At 47.7% G+C, this 17,293-nt stretch carries 26 protein-coding genes; all 26 read right to left on the reverse strand.

All coding sequences use genetic code 11. The features are described from left to right. Positions 1–172: 172 nt before the first annotated feature. Positions 173–646, reverse strand: a complete 474-nt coding sequence (locus tag MB824_RS04575; RefSeq protein ID WP_238746353.1) for an Lrp/AsnC family transcriptional regulator — start codon at positions 644–646, stop codon at positions 173–175. 330 nt (positions 647–976) lie between these two features. After that, positions 977–1,537: a hypothetical protein gene (locus MB824_RS04580; protein ID WP_238746354.1), complete on the reverse strand. Its 561-nt coding sequence runs from the start codon at positions 1,535–1,537 to the stop codon at positions 977–979. 50 nt (positions 1,538–1,587) lie between these two features. Next, complete coding sequence (locus tag MB824_RS04585) at positions 1,588–3,510, reverse strand: ATP-binding cassette domain-containing protein (RefSeq protein WP_238746355.1); 1,923 nt, start codon at positions 3,508–3,510, stop codon at positions 1,588–1,590. 149 nt (positions 3,511–3,659) lie between these two features. Then, positions 3,660–4,790 (reverse strand): cell division protein ZapE, encoded by a 1,131-nt coding sequence (gene zapE / locus MB824_RS04590; RefSeq protein ID WP_238746356.1) that lies wholly within the window; start codon positions 4,788–4,790, stop codon positions 3,660–3,662. Next, positions 4,787–5,023: a hypothetical protein gene (locus MB824_RS04595; RefSeq protein WP_238746357.1), complete on the reverse strand. Its 237-nt coding sequence runs from the start codon at positions 5,021–5,023 to the stop codon at positions 4,787–4,789. The genes zapE and MB824_RS04595 overlap by 4 nt, the downstream gene beginning before the upstream one ends. 71 nt (positions 5,024–5,094) lie before the next feature. Beyond that, positions 5,095–6,525 (reverse strand): alanine/glycine:cation symporter family protein, encoded by a 1,431-nt coding sequence (locus MB824_RS04600; protein WP_238746358.1) that lies wholly within the window; start codon positions 6,523–6,525, stop codon positions 5,095–5,097. Between the two features lie 358 nt (positions 6,526–6,883). Next, on the reverse strand, positions 6,884–8,065 hold the full coding sequence (locus MB824_RS04605) for a PilT/PilU family type 4a pilus ATPase (RefSeq protein ID WP_238746359.1): 1,182 nt from the start codon (positions 8,063–8,065) through the stop codon (positions 6,884–6,886). A 201-nt stretch (positions 8,066–8,266) separates the two neighbouring features. Next, positions 8,267–8,638, reverse strand: coding sequence for a 50S ribosomal protein L17 (rplQ, locus tag MB824_RS04610; RefSeq protein WP_238746361.1), 372 nt, complete (start codon positions 8,636–8,638; stop codon positions 8,267–8,269). Positions 8,639–8,656: 18 nt separating this feature from the next. Continuing rightward, complete coding sequence (locus tag MB824_RS04615; protein ID WP_238746362.1) at positions 8,657–9,643, reverse strand: DNA-directed RNA polymerase subunit alpha; 987 nt, start codon at positions 9,641–9,643, stop codon at positions 8,657–8,659. 25 nt (positions 9,644–9,668) lie between these two features. Further along, the gene (gene rpsD / locus MB824_RS04620; RefSeq protein ID WP_238746364.1) at positions 9,669–10,289 is read right to left on the reverse strand and encodes a 30S ribosomal protein S4; all 621 of its coding nucleotides are present in this window, start codon (positions 10,287–10,289) and stop codon (positions 9,669–9,671) included. An 18-nt stretch (positions 10,290–10,307) separates the two neighbouring features. After that, on the reverse strand, positions 10,308–10,703 hold the full coding sequence (rpsK, locus tag MB824_RS04625) for a 30S ribosomal protein S11 (protein ID WP_238746367.1): 396 nt from the start codon (positions 10,701–10,703) through the stop codon (positions 10,308–10,310). 19 nt (positions 10,704–10,722) lie between these two features. Continuing rightward, the gene (gene rpsM / locus MB824_RS04630) at positions 10,723–11,085 is read right to left on the reverse strand and encodes a 30S ribosomal protein S13 (RefSeq protein WP_238746368.1); all 363 of its coding nucleotides are present in this window, start codon (positions 11,083–11,085) and stop codon (positions 10,723–10,725) included. Positions 11,086–11,124: 39 nt separating this feature from the next. Continuing rightward, positions 11,125–11,238: a 50S ribosomal protein L36 gene (gene rpmJ / locus MB824_RS04635; protein ID WP_238746370.1), complete on the reverse strand. Its 114-nt coding sequence runs from the start codon at positions 11,236–11,238 to the stop codon at positions 11,125–11,127. Between the two features lie 27 nt (positions 11,239–11,265). Continuing rightward, positions 11,266–11,484, reverse strand: coding sequence for a translation initiation factor IF-1 (gene infA / locus MB824_RS04640; protein WP_238746372.1), 219 nt, complete (start codon positions 11,482–11,484; stop codon positions 11,266–11,268). Between the two features lie 10 nt (positions 11,485–11,494). Further along, a complete protein-coding gene (gene secY / locus MB824_RS04645; RefSeq protein WP_238746374.1) occupies positions 11,495–12,781 on the reverse strand; it encodes a preprotein translocase subunit SecY in 1,287 nt (428 codons plus the stop codon). 13 nt (positions 12,782–12,794) lie between these two features. Next, positions 12,795–13,226 (reverse strand): 50S ribosomal protein L15, encoded by a 432-nt coding sequence (gene rplO, locus MB824_RS04650; protein WP_238746376.1) that lies wholly within the window; start codon positions 13,224–13,226, stop codon positions 12,795–12,797. Beyond that, entirely contained in the window at positions 13,227–13,421 is a 195-nt protein-coding gene (gene rpmD / locus MB824_RS04655) for a 50S ribosomal protein L30 (RefSeq protein ID WP_238746378.1), read from the reverse strand. Further along, positions 13,414–13,932 carry a 30S ribosomal protein S5 gene (rpsE, locus tag MB824_RS04660; RefSeq protein ID WP_238746381.1) on the reverse strand — a complete coding sequence of 173 codons (519 nt, stop codon included), beginning with the start codon at positions 13,930–13,932 and terminating at the stop codon, positions 13,414–13,416. The genes rpmD and rpsE overlap by 8 nt, the downstream gene beginning before the upstream one ends. A gap of 41 nt (positions 13,933–13,973) precedes the next feature. Beyond that, positions 13,974–14,327: a 50S ribosomal protein L18 gene (gene rplR / locus MB824_RS04665; RefSeq protein WP_238746489.1), complete on the reverse strand. Its 354-nt coding sequence runs from the start codon at positions 14,325–14,327 to the stop codon at positions 13,974–13,976. Between the two features lie 16 nt (positions 14,328–14,343). Further along, a complete protein-coding gene (gene rplF, locus MB824_RS04670) occupies positions 14,344–14,880 on the reverse strand; it encodes a 50S ribosomal protein L6 (RefSeq protein ID WP_238746383.1) in 537 nt (178 codons plus the stop codon). Between the two features lie 22 nt (positions 14,881–14,902). Then, the gene (rpsH, locus tag MB824_RS04675) at positions 14,903–15,295 is read right to left on the reverse strand and encodes a 30S ribosomal protein S8 (RefSeq protein ID WP_238746385.1); all 393 of its coding nucleotides are present in this window, start codon (positions 15,293–15,295) and stop codon (positions 14,903–14,905) included. A gap of 12 nt (positions 15,296–15,307) precedes the next feature. Next, on the reverse strand, positions 15,308–15,613 hold the full coding sequence (gene rpsN / locus MB824_RS04680) for a 30S ribosomal protein S14 (protein ID WP_238746386.1): 306 nt from the start codon (positions 15,611–15,613) through the stop codon (positions 15,308–15,310). A gap of 3 nt (positions 15,614–15,616) precedes the next feature. Then, a complete protein-coding gene (gene rplE, locus MB824_RS04685) occupies positions 15,617–16,156 on the reverse strand; it encodes a 50S ribosomal protein L5 (protein ID WP_238746387.1) in 540 nt (179 codons plus the stop codon). 13 nt (positions 16,157–16,169) lie between these two features. Beyond that, positions 16,170–16,487 (reverse strand): 50S ribosomal protein L24, encoded by a 318-nt coding sequence (rplX, locus tag MB824_RS04690; RefSeq protein ID WP_238746388.1) that lies wholly within the window; start codon positions 16,485–16,487, stop codon positions 16,170–16,172. Positions 16,488–16,497: 10 nt separating this feature from the next. Next, positions 16,498–16,866 carry a 50S ribosomal protein L14 gene (gene rplN / locus MB824_RS04695; RefSeq protein WP_238746389.1) on the reverse strand — a complete coding sequence of 123 codons (369 nt, stop codon included), beginning with the start codon at positions 16,864–16,866 and terminating at the stop codon, positions 16,498–16,500. 178 nt (positions 16,867–17,044) lie between these two features. Continuing rightward, positions 17,045–17,293, reverse strand: a complete 249-nt coding sequence (gene rpsQ, locus MB824_RS04700; protein WP_238746390.1) for a 30S ribosomal protein S17 — start codon at positions 17,291–17,293, stop codon at positions 17,045–17,047.

The raw sequence follows: 17,293 nt of genomic DNA on the forward strand, positions 1-17,293 counted from the left end.
AGAACGTCGCCACAGAAGCAGCGAAAGACCGCAATCATACCCACCCAAACCAATCCGGTCAACTACTACCCAACAACAAAATCCCCAAACAAAGCCCAAATCCATATCGAAAAAGGAAATGTTTTTTATATGGCAGACTGAAAAAATAAAAAAGAGACTGCAAGTCTCTTTTTTAAAGATGCCCCAAAGGCAGGGCAGTGGTGTTTTTGATCTCTTTCAGCACAAAGCTGGAACGGGCTTCCTGCACATAAGAGTGAGACAGCAGCACATCCAAAACAAAATGGGAAAATGCGTCCATATCGGTAAAAAAAGCGTGCAGCATATAGTCGGACTCGCCGGTGAGCGCGTAGCAGCCGAGCACTTCCTGCCAAGACTGCATCGCTTCGGAAAATTTTTCGCGCGCTTCTTGCGTTTTTTCAATGCTGACACGGATAAAAACCTGCAGATTCAGCCCCAGCCGCGCGGGCTTTAGCAGTGCGGCATAGCTTTGGATCACGCCCTGGTCTTCCAGCTGCTTTAAGCGCCGTAGGCACGGTGAGGGCGACAAGGCCACCCGCTCGGATAATTCGACATTGCTTAAGCGGCCGTTTTCCTGCAAAACCTGCAGGATTTTCAAATCGGTTTTATCCAGATTGACTTGCGCCATAATGATTTGCTCCTCCTTTATTTAGCTGTTTTTATCGCACCTTTCAGACCATTTCAGGCAGCCTGAAAACGGCAAATAACGCTTTCTTATCATAATCTAACGTTAATTAAAGCACAATCGCCCGCCGCTTTAGCGATGCCGCTCGTTAGACATTTGTGCGGCAATCCGGCATTTTTTGCCACAATCTGCCGCAAACGGCGGCAACTGCTGCCTATCCTGCCTCGAAAAACTTTTCAGGCTGCCTGAAAACTGCCGCAAAAAAGCCGCAAACTGAATCTTCAGGCAGCCTGAAAGATGCAGTTTGCAGCTTGTTTGAGCTTTTCAGGCTGCCTACATCCGGCCGAGTTCGCGCTGCAAAGCCTGGATATTCTGCTCGCGGTCGAACACCGCGCTTTGCAGTTGGCGTACGCGCGCCTGATGGCCGGCATCGGACTGCTTATTGACCGCGCGGCCTTCAGCCAGCGCTTTTTGCGCGGCGGCCAAGGCATTGCGCTCGTTGTTCAATTCCTGCTCCAGAATGGTGCGGCGGGTATTGGCACGTTGCGGGTTCAGACGCTGAGGCACGGTTGCCGGTGCGGCAGCCACGGCCGGAACCGGATTGGCGGCTGCCACCGGCACGCTGCGGCGCGGCGCTACCGGCACTCTGGCGGCAACCTGGCGGGTAGCCGGCTGGGCGGCCGGTGCGGCGGCAACTTCGGGAGCAGCTTCGGGCGCGCGTTCGCGTCTTACTTCAACTGCGGTATAACTGCCGATTTTGGCCAGTTTGACTTTGCCGCCGCCGCGTTTGGGGCTGTCGGTATAACAGCCCGGGCCGCAGCTGCGCACATCGGCATGGGCGGCGCCGGCCAGCAGCGCCAAAGCGATTAAAAGGCTGCTTGTTTTCCTGTTCATAGACTGACTTCCTTATCTTTTTTACATTTTTTCAGGCTGCCTGAAAGTGTTTAGAAATTATCGAATTCTGCCGCCAGCGCGGCTTCCAGCGTTTCCAAATCCTGCTGCCATTGCAGCCAGCTTTCTTCCAGTTCACTTAATTTTACTTTGATTTCCGCCACATCGGCGAGTGTTTGCTGCAATTTTGCCTTGTTTTCCGGCAAATAGGCACTTTCTTGCGACAAAAATGCTTCGGCGGCGGCCTGTTGGCTTTGCAGCGCCGCCATTTCTTTTTCGGCTTTTTCGATTTTTTGCAACAGCGGCTTGCTGCGCCGTGCGCGCTCTTGGCGCATTTGCGCTTCCTGCCGTTTGGCATCTTTACGGCTTTGGGTCTGTGCGGATGCGGCGGGGGTGGATGCGGCGTTTTCGCGCTCGAGCCGCCATTGACGGTAGTCGTTCAAATCGCCGTCGAAGGGTTTCAGACTGCCTGCGTCGATCAGCAGAAACTGGTCGGTGGTGGCTTCGATCAGGCTGCGGTCGTGCGATACCAGGATCAGCGCGCCTTGAAAACTCTGCAGCGCAAGGGTGAGCGCGTGGCGCATGTCCAAATCGAGATGGTTGGTCGGTTCGTCCAACAGCAGCAGATTGGGTTTCTGCCATACCAGCATCGCCAGTGCCAATCGCGCTTTTTCGCCGCCGGAAAAGGGGGCGACGGCTTGCAGGGCGGCGTCGCCGACGAAATTGAAACCGCCGAGAAAATTGCGGATGTCCTGCTCTTTGGCTTCGGGCGAGAGTTTTTGGATGTGCCACAGCGGGCTTTGGTCGCCACGCAGGGTGTCGAGTTGGTGTTGGGCGAAATAGCCGATATTGAGTTTGTCGGAACGGATAATCTCGCCGCACAGCGGTTTCAGGCTGCCTGAAAGGGCTTTGATAAAGGTGGACTTGCCGCTGCCGTTTACGCCGAGCAGGCCGTAGCGGGCGTCGTTTTCCAGCGACAGGCTGACGCCGCGCAAAACGGGTTCGCCGCCGTAGCCCAAATCCACTTTGTCCAGTTTCAACAGCGGATTGGGCAGATGGTCGGGTGTGGCAAATTCAAAGGAAAACTCGCTGTCCAAATGGGCGGGGGCGATTTTTTCCAGTTTGGCCAGCGCTTTGATGCGGCTCTGCGCCTGCGTGGCTTTGGTGGCTTTGGCTTTGAAGCGGTCGATAAAGGACTGCAAATGTTTGATGTGCGCCTGCTGCTTCACATAGGCGGCCTGCTGGTTGGCCAGCCGCGCGGCGCGCTCTTTCAGGTAAAAATCGTAGTTGCCGCCGTAGCTGTGCAGCTTGCGGCCGGAGAGTTCGATGGTGTGGTTGGTGGCGGCGTTGAGAAAATCGCGGTCGTGCGAAATGATGATTTGGGTGCAGGGCAGCGCGGCCAGATGGCTTTCCAGCCACAGCACGGTTTCCAAATCCAAGTGGTTGGTGGGTTCGTCCAGCAGCAACAAATCGGCGCGGCACATCAGGGCTTGGGCGAGATTGAGCCGCATCCGCCAGCCGCCGGAAAAGGCTTTAACCGGTTTGCCGTGTTCTTCCTGCGCGAAGCCGAGTCCGCCCAGCAGTTTGGCGGCGCGGGCGGGGGCGGTGTAGGCGTCGATTTCTTCGAGCTTGGCGTGTATTTCGGCAATACGGATGCCGTCGTTCTGCGCTTCGGCTGTGGCCAAGGCAGCCTGAAAAGCCTGCAACTTGGCATCGCCCTGCAAAACGTAGTCGAGCGCGCAGATATCGAGCGCGGGCGTTTCCTGCGCCACGGCGGCGGTTTTCCAATGTTTGGGAATGCGCACTTCGCCGCCGTCGGCGGAAATTTCGCCTTTGATTAGGGCGAAGAGACTGGACTTGCCGGTGCCGTTGCGGCCGATCAGGCCGACGCGCCGCCCCGGGGCGACGGTGGCGGTAGCTTGTTCGAGCAGCACTTTGCTGCCGCGCTGCAGGGTAAGGGATTGGATTTCGATCATGGGGTTTTCGCAAAAAAGGCAGCCTGAAACACGGGATGGCGGTTTCAGGCAGCCTGAAAATTTAGGGCTCGGGGGTCTATTGGTAATTCGGCTTTTGAATCGGGCTTGTATCGGGAAACGGCGGATACCGCCCACCAATGCAAAAGACCCTAAAGCGTCAGCGTCAGATGCGGCTGCGCCAGATAGTCTTGCGACTGCATCTCCACCAGCCGGCTGACGGTGCGCACGAATTCGTGGGCAAAATCACCTTCGGTATAAAGCTCTTCCACCGGCACGGCGCTGGTGATGCACATTTTGACGCGGTAGTCGTAAAACACGTCCACCAGCAGCGTAAGGCGGCGGGCTTCGTTTTTTTCGTTGGGCGTCATTTTTTCAAAGCCGGAAATCAGCACGGTGTGGCAGTTTTGCGCCAGCCACAGATAGTCGGCCTGCGAGCGCGGGCCGAAGCACAGGGTGCGGAAATCAAACCAGGCGACGCGCTCGGTGCGTTTTTTCGCCGTCAGCTCGCGGCCGTGGATTTCCAGTTTTTCAGGCTGCTTTTCTTCGCCGCCGGTAAAGCGTTCAAACAAGGCGGCCAGCTTGGCTTCGTTTTCGGCGTTGTCCGGCACGTAAAACACTTCGGCGGGCGTGAGCGTGCGCATGCGGTAATCTTCGCCGCTGTCAACGTTGAGCACGGTGAGTTTCTTTTCCAAGAGGGCGATGGTGGGCAAAAAGCTGCTGCGGTTCTGCCCTTGCGGATAGAGTTCGGACGGTGCGTAGTTGGAAGTGGCCACCAGCACCACGCCTTCGGCAAACAGGTTTTCCAGCAGGCGGCCGAGTATCATGGCATCGGCGATGTCGCTGACGTGAAATTCGTCGAAACAGAGTACGCGCAGCTCGACGGCAATGTCTTGGGCAACGGCTTTGAGCGGGTCGGGCGTATTGCGTTTTTCGCGCATGCGCTGGTGGATTTCCTGCATAAAGGCGTGAAAGTGGACGCGGCGTTTGCGCTGGTACGGCAGGCAGCCGTAGAAGGCGTCCATCAGGAAACTTTTGCCGCGGCCGACGCCGCCGTAGAAATACAGGCCGGTGGGCACTTGCGGCGAGCGCAGGCTGCGACCGAGAAATCGGTTGCGCTTGCGCTTGAACATCATCAGTTCCGTCCACAGCTGGTCGAGATATTCGATGGCGCGCGCCTGGGCGGGATCGCTGATAAAGCCGGGCTGCTGGGCGGCGGCCTGATACCAGGTGAGCGGGCTGTGGTTGTGAAACGGCGGCGGAATAAAGCGGGACTCTGTCATAGAATCTTCAGGCTGCGCGGCGGCCGCAATTCGGCGCCCCGCGGCGGATACGGGTTGGAAAACAGGGAGGCAAGATAACAAATTTTGACGGTTTTGGAAACCGCGCCCGTGCCGGCTGCCGTGCTTTTCAGGCTGCTTTGGGCGGATTGGGACGTTTGGAACAACAGGCAGCCTGAAAGGATTTCAGGCTGCCTGTTGGCGCGATGCAGCGGCTGCTTGGGGATGGGTTTCAATGTTCAGTGCCACACGCTTCGGAAAAGTTTTCAGGCTGCCTGAAAACAGCCTGAAAAGCTAAAACGCAAAGCTATTCGAGTTCGCCGGACTTGCGTTTGGCGAGAAAGTCTTTGGTTTCGGCCACAACCACGCTGGAGAGCCAGATTAGGGCAATCAGGTTGGGGGCGGCCATCAGGCCGTTGAAGGTGTCGGCGATATTCCATACCAGCTTCACGCCGGCCTGATCGCCGGCTTCGTTACCGGTTTGCACCACCATGCAGCCGAGCATAACGGTGGCGACATAAATGATGCGGTACACCGGCACGAAGCGGTCACCCAGCAGGTAGGCGGCGCATTTTTCGCCGTAGTAGCACCAGCCGAGAATGGTGGAATAGGCAAAGAACATCAGGCCGACGCTGACCAGCAGTCCGCCCTGCCCCGGCAGCATTTGATCGAAGGTGGTAACGGTGAGTGATGCACCGCCGGATATCGGCTGCAGGAAAGCGCCGCCGCTGATGGCAATAACCTTCATTTTGATCAGACCCATCACCAAAACGATGCCGGTGATGCTGCACACGACGATGGTGTCGAGAAAGGTGCCGGTCATCGAAACCAGTGCTTGGCGCACGGGGTGGTCGGTACGGGCGGCGGCGGCGGCAATCGGCGCGGAACCCATACCGGCTTCGTTGGAAAACACACCGCGCGCCACGCCGTAACGGATCATGGTGCCGATGGCGCTGCCGCCGATGGCCGATGCGCTAAAGGCGTCGTTCAGGATGATTTTGACGGCGGGAATGAAGAGTTCGACGTTGTAGGCCAGCACCGCCAGTCCGCCCAGCACATAGCCGACAGCCATCAGCGGCACGATGAAAGACGATGCGGTGGCAATCCAGCGGATGCCGCCGAGCACGACGACGCCGGTAAAGACGGTTAGGAAAACGCCCGTCCACAGCGGGTCGATGTTGAAGCTGTGGTAAACGGCATCGGCCACGGAGTTGGACTGCACCGAGCTGCCGATGCCGAAAGACGCGAGCACGGCAAACAGGGCAAACAGCACTGCCAGCCATTTTTGCCTCATGCCCTTTTCAATGTAGTACATCGGCCCGCCGGACATTTCGCCGCGGCTGTTGGTCTCACGGTATTTCACCGCCAGCACGCCTTCGGCATATTTGGTGGCCATGCCCGCCAGCGCGGTCATCCACATCCAAAACACCGCGCCCGGCCCGCCCAGTGCAACGGCGGTGGCAACGCCGGCGATATTACCGGTGCCGATGGTGGCCGAAAGCGCGGTCATCAGGGCACCAAAATGAGAAACGTCGCCCTCATGGTCGGCCGACGATTTATGCGGCACAAAAGCCTGCTTGAGCGCATAAGGCAGCAGGCGGAACTGGAGAAAAGCCAGCCTGAAAGTAAACAAAATGCCGGTGCCGACCAGCAGCGTGAGCATATACGGCCCCCATACCCGGGTGCTGATTTTATCGACCAGCTCGTTGAGCACTTGGATCCAATTTGCGTCGTTCATGATTTCCTCTTTTCTGATTGTAAGCACAATCGATTGTTTTACTGATGGTTATACGCAGAAAACCGCATCTGCGCGTCTGCATTTCAACACAAGCGCTTTTTCTTTGCAAGAATTTGCAATTGATACGCATCATAGAACTTCAGCACAAAAGCAGCCGGACAAACGGATAAAATATCGCGCCCAAAAGACAAAGCGGCTTTCAGGCTGCCTGAAAAACGTCTCATCACGCAAATAGAAACCCGTAGCCACAGGCAAAACAAAACCCCGAATCGAGATTCGGGGTGGGCAAGCGAAAACAAACGGGATTGGTTTTTTCAGGCTGCCTTGCATTCAGGCAGCCTGAAATATAGCATACGGGTTATTGCTCTTCTTTCTGCTCTTCGTCGGCAAAATCGACAATCGCCAGGCCGTCGATGCTGCCTCCGCTGCCGGCGGTGCCGGTTTTTTTGCTGTTGAGCTGGATTTGCAGGCGTAAGTCGTTCACCGAATCGGCGTTTTTCAGGGCGTCGTCATAGGTAATCAAGTCAGCCTCATACAAATCAAACAGCGACTGGTCGAATGTTTGCATGCCGATATCGCGCGATTTGGCCATGATTTCTTTCACACCGTGAATGTCGCCGCGCAAAATCAATTCAGAAATCAAGGGGGAGTTGAGCAGCACTTCCACCGCCGCCACGCGGCCTTTCGCACCGGCCTTGGGAACAAGGCGCTGCGAGATAAAGCCTTTGAGATTGAGCGAAAGATCGTTCAACAGCTGGGCACGACGCTCTTCAGGGAAGAAGTTGATAATGCGGTCAAGCGCTTGGTTGGAATTGTTGGCATGCAGCGTTGCCATACACAGGTGGCCGGTTTCGGCAAAGGCCAGTGCGTAATCCATGGTTTCGCGGTCGCGAATTTCGCCAATCAAAATAACGTCCGGCGCTTGACGCAAAGTATTTTTCAGCGCGGCAAACCAGTTTTCAGTATCCACGCCCACTTCGCGCTGGGTGATGATGCAGTTTTTATGCGGATGAACAAATTCGATGGGATCTTCAATGGTAATAATATGGCCATAGCTGTTTGCATTGCGGTAATCAATCATTGCCGCCAATGAAGTGGACTTGCCCGAGCCGGTACCGCCGACAAAAATCACCAAGCCACGTTTTTCCATCACTACTTGTTTCAAAATCGACGGCAGGTTGAGATTATCAAATTGCGGAATATCGCTGGTAATCACACGGCAAACCAATGCCGCCGCACCACGCTGAATCATGGCGTTCACACGGAAACGGGATACGCCGGCCAAGCTAATGGCAAAATTGCATTCGTTGGTATCGGCAAATTCCTGCGCCTGTTTTTCATCCATAATCGAACGGGCGATTTGGGCAGTATGCTCTGCCGTAAGCGGCTTATCGGTGATTTTGGTAAGTTTGCCGTCGAGCTTCATTGCCGGCGGATAACCGGCGGTAATAAACAGGTCAGAGCCTTTATTCTGAACCATGTGGTTAAGCAAATTATGGATGAATTTTTTCATCTCTTCGTTTACGGGCTGAATAGACATGGGATCTTTCTGCAAAATTTGAAAACTGGGAATTGTAGCCTGCACACTAATAGTTGTCGTGTTTCAGGCTACCAAATAAGGCGATAAACGGCAAAAAAGACGCACTCAGAAAGAAGGGGGGCCAAGCACACTAGTTGTTATCCCATAGAAAGAGCCGAACCAATTTAATGGTTCGGCTCTTTAAACTTATCAACTACAGATTTATTCTGCAGCTTCAACCTTTTCCACCAACTCAACCAATGCCAACGGAGCATTGTCGCCATTGCGGAAACCATATTTCAGAATACGGATATAGCCGCCGTTGCGGGAAGCAAAACGGTTACCCAAATCATCAAACAGTTTCACAACAACATCACGGTCGCGTGTGCGATCGAATGCCAGACGACGGTTAGCAAGAGACGGCTTTTTACCCAAAGTAATCAGCGGTTCTACTACGCGGCGCAGCTCTTTAGCTTTCGGCAGAGTAGTAACGATGGTTTCATGGGTCAGCAAAGAATTAGCCATGTTACGCAGCATTGCAGCGCGGTGGCTGCTCGTGCGGTTTAATTTACGGTTGCCATTACGATGACGCATTTCGAATATCCTTTAAAACTAGGGTTTTTCCAAACCTGCAGGAGGCCAAGAGTCTAATTTGGAACCCAGAGTCAAACCTTTGGATGCCAGCACCTCTTTAATCTCATTCAATGATTTACGACCTAAATTAGGCGTTTTCAACAATTCGGTCTCGGTACGCTGAATTAAATCACCAATGTAGTAAATATCTTCAGCTTTCAAACAATTTGCCGAACGAACTGTCAATTCCAAATCATCAACCGGGCGCAGCAGAACCGGATCAACCGGAGGAGCCTTCTCTTCTTCAACTTCAGCCGGAGTACCTTGTAAATCAGCAAAAATCGACATTTGATCAATCAAAATCTTTGCCGCAGTACGAACAGCTTCTTCCGGATCGATAGAGCCGTTGGTCTCCACTCCCAAGATCAGGCTATCCAAATCGGTACGCTGTTCAACACGGGCAGCTTCAACATCAACACTAACTCTGCTAATGGGAGAAAAACTGGCATCCAATTGAATAACGCCAATCTTATTTCCATCTTTAGTATTGCGTCGGCTCGATGCAGACTGATAGCCATGCCCACGCTCTACTTTAATTTCCATCTCAATACTGCCATTTGTTGCCAAATTGCAAATTAACTGATCAGGATTAACAACTTCCACATCATGAGGCAATTCAAAATCACCAGCTACAACTGCACCAGCACCAGATTTTTTCAGCGAAACTGTAGCCTCTGTTCGATTACCATGAAGTTTAAACACTACATTTTTAATATTCAAAAGAATATCTACAACATCTTCTTTAACGCCATCCATTGTCGAGTATTCATGAAGAACACCTGAGATGGTTACTTCAGTAGCAGCAAAACCATCCATAGAGGACAATAAGATACGACGCAAGGCATTACCTAAAGTATAGCCAAAACCACGTTCGAAAGGCTGCATAGACACTCTTGCATAAGTAGAAGAAAGAGTGTCTACGTTGATTTGACGGGGCTTCAAGAACTCCAAGGCACTGTTTTGCATTTAACTGTCCTTCCCCTTCGCAATATTATTTTGAATAGAACTCAACTACCAGCTGCTCATTAATATCGCTATACAATTCTACACGATCAGGTACATTTTTATATGTACCTTCCATTTTATTAGCATCAACCGATACCCAGCTAGGCAGGCCAATCTGAGTTGCTAAATTCAAAGCTTCTTGGATGCGGGTCTGCTTTTTAGCCTTTTCACGAATTGCAACAACATCCCCTGCCCTAACTGAAAAAGACGGGATATTAACTACTTGCCCATTAACAGTAATCGCTTTATGAGCTACTAATTGGCGAGCCTCTGCACGGGTAGAGCCAAACCCCATACGATAAACCACGTTATCCAAACGAGATTCCAGCAATTGGAGCAACAACTCACCTGTAGAGCCTTTTCTACGAGAAGCTTCTTCAAAATAACGTCGGAACTGACGTTCAAGAACACCATAAATGCGACGAATTTTCTGCTTTTCACGCAACTGCAATCCATAATCAGACAGGCGAGTGCGTCTATTACCATGCTGACCAGGAACAGAATCTAACTTACACTTTGAATCCAATGAGCGACGGGCACTTTTTAAAAATAAGTCAGTCCCCTCACGACGAGCCAGTTTACATTTTGGTCCAATATAACGAGCCATTATTCTTAACCTTCCAAATTAAATACGACGTTTCTTAGGCGGACGGCAACCATTATGGGGCAATGGCGTTACGTCAGTAATACTAGTAATTTTAAATCCCAATGCATTTAACGCACGTACAGAAGATTCACGACCCGGACCCGGACCCTTAATACGAACTTCTAAATTTTTTACGCCATATTCTTGGGCAACTTTGCCAGCTGACTCTGCAGCAACTTGTGCCGCAAATGGTGTACTTTTACGGGAGCCTTTAAAGCCCGCGCCGCCTGAAGTAGCCCAAGATAATGCATTTCCTTGGCGGTCTGTGATTGTTATGATGGTATTGTTAAAAGATGCATGAACATGCACGATACCCTCACTAACTGTCTTACGTATTTTTTTACGTACACGCGAAGCTGTGTTTGCTTTAGCCATTCAATTTAATCCTTCAAAATTATTTTTTACCTGCAATTGCCTTGCGGGGTCCCTTACGAGTGCGAGCGTTAGTTCGAGTTCTTTGCCCGCGACAAGGAAGTCCTCTACGATGCCTAAATCCTCTATAGCAACCCATATCAATCAGTCGTTTGATACTCATCGTGACCTCTCGTCGAAGATCACCCTCTACCTCATAACGAGAAACTTGTTCACGCAAAGCTTCTAATTGACTTTCTGTGAGATCCTTAACTTTTGTTGACATCTCAACATTAGCCAATTCACAGATTTGTTTAGCGCGAGTGCTCCCTATACCATAGATTGCCTGCAATCCAATGACAATATGGGCATTATTGGGGATATTTACCCCAGCTATACGAGCCATACTATTATTTCCTTAAAATTAAAAACCAACCGCCAAGTTTTAACCTTGACGCTGCTTATGACGAGCGTCTGTGCAGATCACACGAACAACTCGATTACGTCGTATAATTTTACAATTACGACAAATTTTCTTTACGGACGGTTGTACACGCATATAAATTCCTTCAAATATTGAACAAAATTAACGAGCCCTGAACACAATACGAGCACGTGATAAATCATAAGGAGTAAGCTCTACAGTTACCTTGTCACCGGGAGAAATACGAATATAATGCATCCTCATCTTTCCCGAAATATAACCAAGCACAACATGCTCATTTTCCAACTTAACTTTGAAAGTAGCATTGGGTAAAGTTTCTAAAATTTCACCCTGCATTTGTATTGTATCTTCTTTAGCCATGCTTAAAATCCTACTTCTTAGTAGTCAGAACCTCATACTGTTGCGTCATCCTATAAGACGAAATTTGCACCATAAAGTCCATTGTAACAACCACTAAAATTAACAGAGAAGTACCGCCTATATAAACCTGAATATTACTAAAATAGGTAAAAACCTCAGGAATCAAACACACTAACGTTATATATATAGCACCCCAAAATGTTAATTTTAAAACAACTTGCTCTAAATAATACGCAGTCTTTTCGCCAGGCCTTATACTAGGAATAAAGGCGCCACTTTTTTTTAAATTATCTGCCATTTCTTTTGGGCTAAAAACCAACGCAGTATAGAAAAAACAGAAAAATACCACTAATATTGAGAATAGCAGCATGTAACTTAAGGTGCCATGCTGAAAAAGTGACAAAAATCTAGTAATTAACCTACTATTAAAACCCTCCGCCCAGCTGGAAACTAAAGCAGGAAAGGCGATTAAACTTGAAGCAAAAATTGGAGGAATCACCCCAGACATATTTAGCTTGAGCGGAATATGGGTACTACTATTACCATAATTTAAATTCTGCCCCCGAGCATAGTTAACGGGAATTTTACGCAAAGCACTTTCAAAAAAAACTATCGCTACTATCAATGCCAATATAGATAGAACTATAAGCAATGACTTAACGACATCTCCCCTACTTATAGCCTCTACAATCTGGATAGCACTAACAGGAAAAGTTGATACAATACCTGCAGTAATAAGTAGAGATATCCCATTCCCAATACCTCTCTCGGTTATCTGCTCCCCCAGCCACATGAGAAACAAAGTTCCACCAACCAAACAAGAAATAGCAGAAATATAAAACTCAATTCTATCTATTACGACAACCCCCTGCTGGATAACCACGCTAGCGGCAAACAAACTCTGCACTGTTGCCAATATGACTGTCCCTATTCTAGTATATTTCGTAATAGCTTTCCTACCAACATCCCCCTCTTTCTTTAGCTCTTTAAGTTTTGGAATAACCTCAACTGCAAGTTGCATGATAATTGATGCTGAAATATAGGGCATTATACCGATAGCGAAGATACTAAATCTTTCTAATGCCCCCCCAGAGAACATATTAAGAAGACCAAGTATCCCACTACCAGAACTATTTGAATAGGATCGAGCAAGACCAGCCGCATCTACCCCAGGAACAGGAACATGCACTCCAATCCTAAAAACAATTAAAGCACACAGCAAGAAAACGACACGTCGCCTAAAATCCAAGTTATTCCATAAGGTGGGCTTATTTGATAGAGATAAATTATTAGGCACGTTATCACTCTCGTTATTCTACTTTTCCGCCGGCACGTTGAATCGCGGCGTCAACACTTTTACTAACCCTTATTCCCCTAAGTACATAAGGTTTTAAAATTTCACCATTACCAATAACCTTAACAATACTAGTTTTTTTAGAAATCACCCCCAGCTGCTTTAGAAGCAAAACATCAACTTCAGTTGTATTAATGAGATTCAGCTGGGTTACAGTAATTTCAGCAGCATCTTTTTTAAGATAAGAATTAAATCCTCTTTTAGGCAAGCGTCTCTGCAAAGGCATTTGCCCACCCTCAAAGCCTACCTTATGAAAACCGCCAGATCTACTTTTTTGCCCTTTATGACCTCTGCCACAGGTCTTACCTAAGCCTGAACCAATACCTCTACCGACTCGTCTTTGCGAATGTCGAGCCCCACAACCAGAAGTAATAGAATTAATAAACATTTAGTTATACTCCACTTTCAATAAATAGCTCACTTTTTTAATCATTCCACGATTTTCAGGTGTATCTGCAACAATAACGGTATTTTCTCTACGCCTCAATCCCAAACCATAGACACAAGCTCTATGAGAGCTAACAGTACCAATAAGGCTCTTGATCAAAGTAACTTTAATCTTATTTATTTTTAGACTAGTCATTATTCTCTCCAAGCAAACTTTCTAAATTAATCCCCCGTTTAGCAGCAATATCTGAGGGAGTATGGAGCCGAGACAATCCATCCAATGTCGCACGAACAATATTATATGGATTTGTAGATCCATGAACCTTGGCCGAAATATTCCGAACCCCCATTGCGTCAAATACCAAACGCATAGGTCCCCCAGCCTTAATACCATTACCCTCTTTAGCAGGCTGCATAAGGACTCTAGTCGCACCATGTTTGCCTATTACACGATGATGAATAGTTCCATTTTTTAAAGCGACATAAATCATATTTTTACGGGCTTGATCCATAGCTTTCTGAACTGCAACTGGAACCTCTTTAGACTTTCCTTTTCCCATACCTATGCGCCCAGAGCCATCACCGACAACTGTTAAAGCGGAAAAGGCCATAATACGCCCGCCTTTAACTACTTTTGTAACTCTGTTAACAGCCACCATTTTTTCAATTAGGCCGTCACCGCGCTCTTCAATCTCATGCTTCGCCATTATTTAAATTCCAATCAAAGTATAAATATGCAAGACAATAACTAAAACTCTAGACCACCATCTCGTGCAGCATCTGCCAAGGCTTTCACGCGACCATGATATTGGAATCCAGATCTGTCAAATGAGACCTTTTTAATCCCCAATTCTTTAGCTTTACTAGCAATTCTCTCCCCAACAAGCTTAGCTGCTGAAATATTGCCTCCATTAGCAAGCTTTAATTTCACATCAGACTCAACAGTTGAAGCGTGTGCTAAAACACTAGAAGAATCAGCAGAAATTATTTGAGCATAAATGTGACTATTACTTCTAAAAACACATAACCTAACAGCAGACTTACCAGCTATTTTGGCTCTAGTTTTCTGAGCTCGACGAAGTCTTGAAATTCGTTTATTCAACATAGTAATACTATCCTTATTTTTTCTTCGCTTCTTTCATCACAACAACTTCGTCAGCGTAACGAACACCTTTACCTTTATAGGGCTCAGGGGCGCGGAAAGCGCGAATTTCTGCAGAAACTTGACCAATCTTCTGCTTATCTGCACCAGATATTATAATTTCGGTTTGACTAGGCGTCTGAACTGAGACACCTTCAGGCATCTGATAAACAATCGGATGCGAATAACCCAGCGAGAGATTCAATACAGAACCCTGAGCTTGGGCCCTATATCCCACACCAATAAGTTGCAATTTTTTCTCAAAGCCTTCAGAAACACCCTTTACCATATTAGCGCATAGTGCCCTAATTGTTCCTGACATAGAAAGAGAATGCTTATCTTGATTGGCTGGCTTGAAAACTAGTTCTTTATTGTCACGAATATCAACCGAAACACAAGAAGGCAGTGAAAGAGATAAGTTGCCATTTTTACCCTTCACACAAACCTGACCATTCTGAACCGTCACTTCAACACCAGATGGAAGCACCACTGGATTTTTTGCTACACGAGACATCTCAAAATACCTCTTTTAAAATTTACGCCACGATACAAAGCAATTCACCACCGATTCCGGCTTTTCTTGCTTTAATGTCAGTCATTACACCTTTAGAGGTACTCAAAATGGCAATACCTAAACCATTCATTACGGGAGCAATCTCATTTACTCCTTTATAAACGCGCAAACCAGGACGAGATACTCGCTTAATCTGCTCAATAACTGGCTGACCAGCATAGTATTTTAACTCTATGCTTAATTCAGGCTTACTCTCATTAGATACAGAAAAGCTTTCAATATAACCTTCATCCTTTAAAACATTTGCTATTGCGCATTTAATTTTTGATGACGGCATGGATACAAAAGATTTGCTAGATTGTTGAGCATTACGAATTCGGGTCAACATATCTGCAACAGGATCATGCATACTCATTAGATAACTCCATTACCAACTAGCTTTAACAACACCTGGAATTTCACCACGCATTGCAATCTCCCTGATTTTAATTCTACCAAGGCCAAATTTTCTAAAAGTTCCTCTGGGACGTCCAGTTAAAGCGCAGCGTCGTCTTTGCCGAACAGGTGAAGCATTCCTAGGAATAGATTGCAATCTTAGACGAGCCTCAAACTTTTCCTCATCACTCTTACTAAAATCATTAATAACCGAAAAAATTTCTGATCGCTTACTTGCATATTTTTTTGCCAAGCGAACACGCTTCAATTCTCGATTAATAAGAGCCTTCTTAGCCATAAATCAACCTTTAAACGGGAATTTAAACAATGACAACAACGCTTTTGCCTCTTCATCAGTCTTTGCTGTCGTGGTGATGGTTATATTCAAACCGCGGATAGCATCTATTTTGTCATACTCAATTTCAGGAAATATAATCTGCTCTCTCACACCCATATTATAATTTCCGCTACCATCAAAAGATTTGCCATTAACACCCCGAAAATCTCGAACCCGAGGCAACGCAATAGAAATTAAACGATCCAAAAATTCAAACATCTTATCTCTACGCAGGGTAACCTTACACCCAACTGGATAATTGTCACGAATCTTAAATCCTGCAATAGACTTTCTTGCCACCGTAACGACAGCCTTTTGCCCGGATATCTTTTCAAGATCAGAAACGGCGTGCTCCATAACCTTCTTATCTGCAACCGCTTCGCCAACTCCCATATTTAAAGTTATTTTCTCAATCCTGGGAACTTCCATAATTGACTTATATGCAAATTGCTTCATCAACTCAGGAACAACAACTGCGTTATAAAATTCTTTTAACCGTGACATTGGAAACCTCAATTTATACTTCAACACCAGTTGATTTCAAAACTCGAACCCGAGTAAGTTTGCCGTTTTTTTCAACAACTTTAATACCAATTCGCTCTACCTTACGGGTCTCAGGATTCAAGAAAGCAACTTTAGATACATAAATAGGCATATTTTTCTCTACAATACCGCCCTCAATCCCTCTAACCTGGCTGGGCTTTTGGTGACGCCTAACAACGTTAACACCTTCCACAGTTACTTTATCACCGAGAACACTCAAGACACGTCCTTGCTTACCCTTATCCTTACCAGACAATACGACAACCAAATCGCCTTTAATAATTTTTTTCACACTACTCTCCTTACAGAACTTCCGGAGCCAACGATACAATTTTCATAAATTGCTCAGTTCTCAACTCCCTAGTTACCGGACCAAAAATACGAGTCCCCATGGGCTCCAATTTATTATTCAACAATACAGCAGCATTGTTATCAAATTTAATCAAAGCACCATCCGCACGGCGAATACCCTTAGCGGTTCTTACAACAACCGCATTATAAACATCACCCTTCTTTACTCGACCACGCGGAGCCGCGTCCTTAATGGCAACTTTAATAACATCACCAACGCTAGCATAACGCCGCTTCGAACCACCCAACACTTTAATACACATTACTCGACGCGCACCAGAATTATCTGCGACATCTAAGATAGTCTGCATTTGAATCATTTTTAACTCTTTCAATATCCAACTTAACCTAATATACGCTTAGGTCAGTTTTGGCCCCAAAGGGAAGATCCACCACAAGATGGCAAGACGAAAATAGGGAGTCTACACTTTAAATCATCCGAAAGCAAGACCCCCAAGAAGTGAATTTACTAACCACTTATTAAATAACGGAAACCGCCTACTCAACCAACTTCAAAACAACCCACGATTTAGTCTTAGATAAGGGGCGAGATTCAGCTATCACAACAACATCACCAATTTTGTATTGGTTATTTTCATCGTGCGCATGAATTTTTGTAGATTTCCGTATGATTTTTCCGTACAAAGGATGACGAACTTTTCTTTCAACATAAACAGTGACCGTTTTATCTGACTTATCACTGACTACTCGACCTTGTAAAGTTCGTACATTTTTAGTCTGGCTCAT

The organism is Kingella pumchi, from assembly GCF_022288825.1.
In the GTDB taxonomy this organism is placed as follows: domain Bacteria; phylum Pseudomonadota; class Gammaproteobacteria; order Burkholderiales; family Neisseriaceae; genus Kingella_D; species Kingella_D pumchi.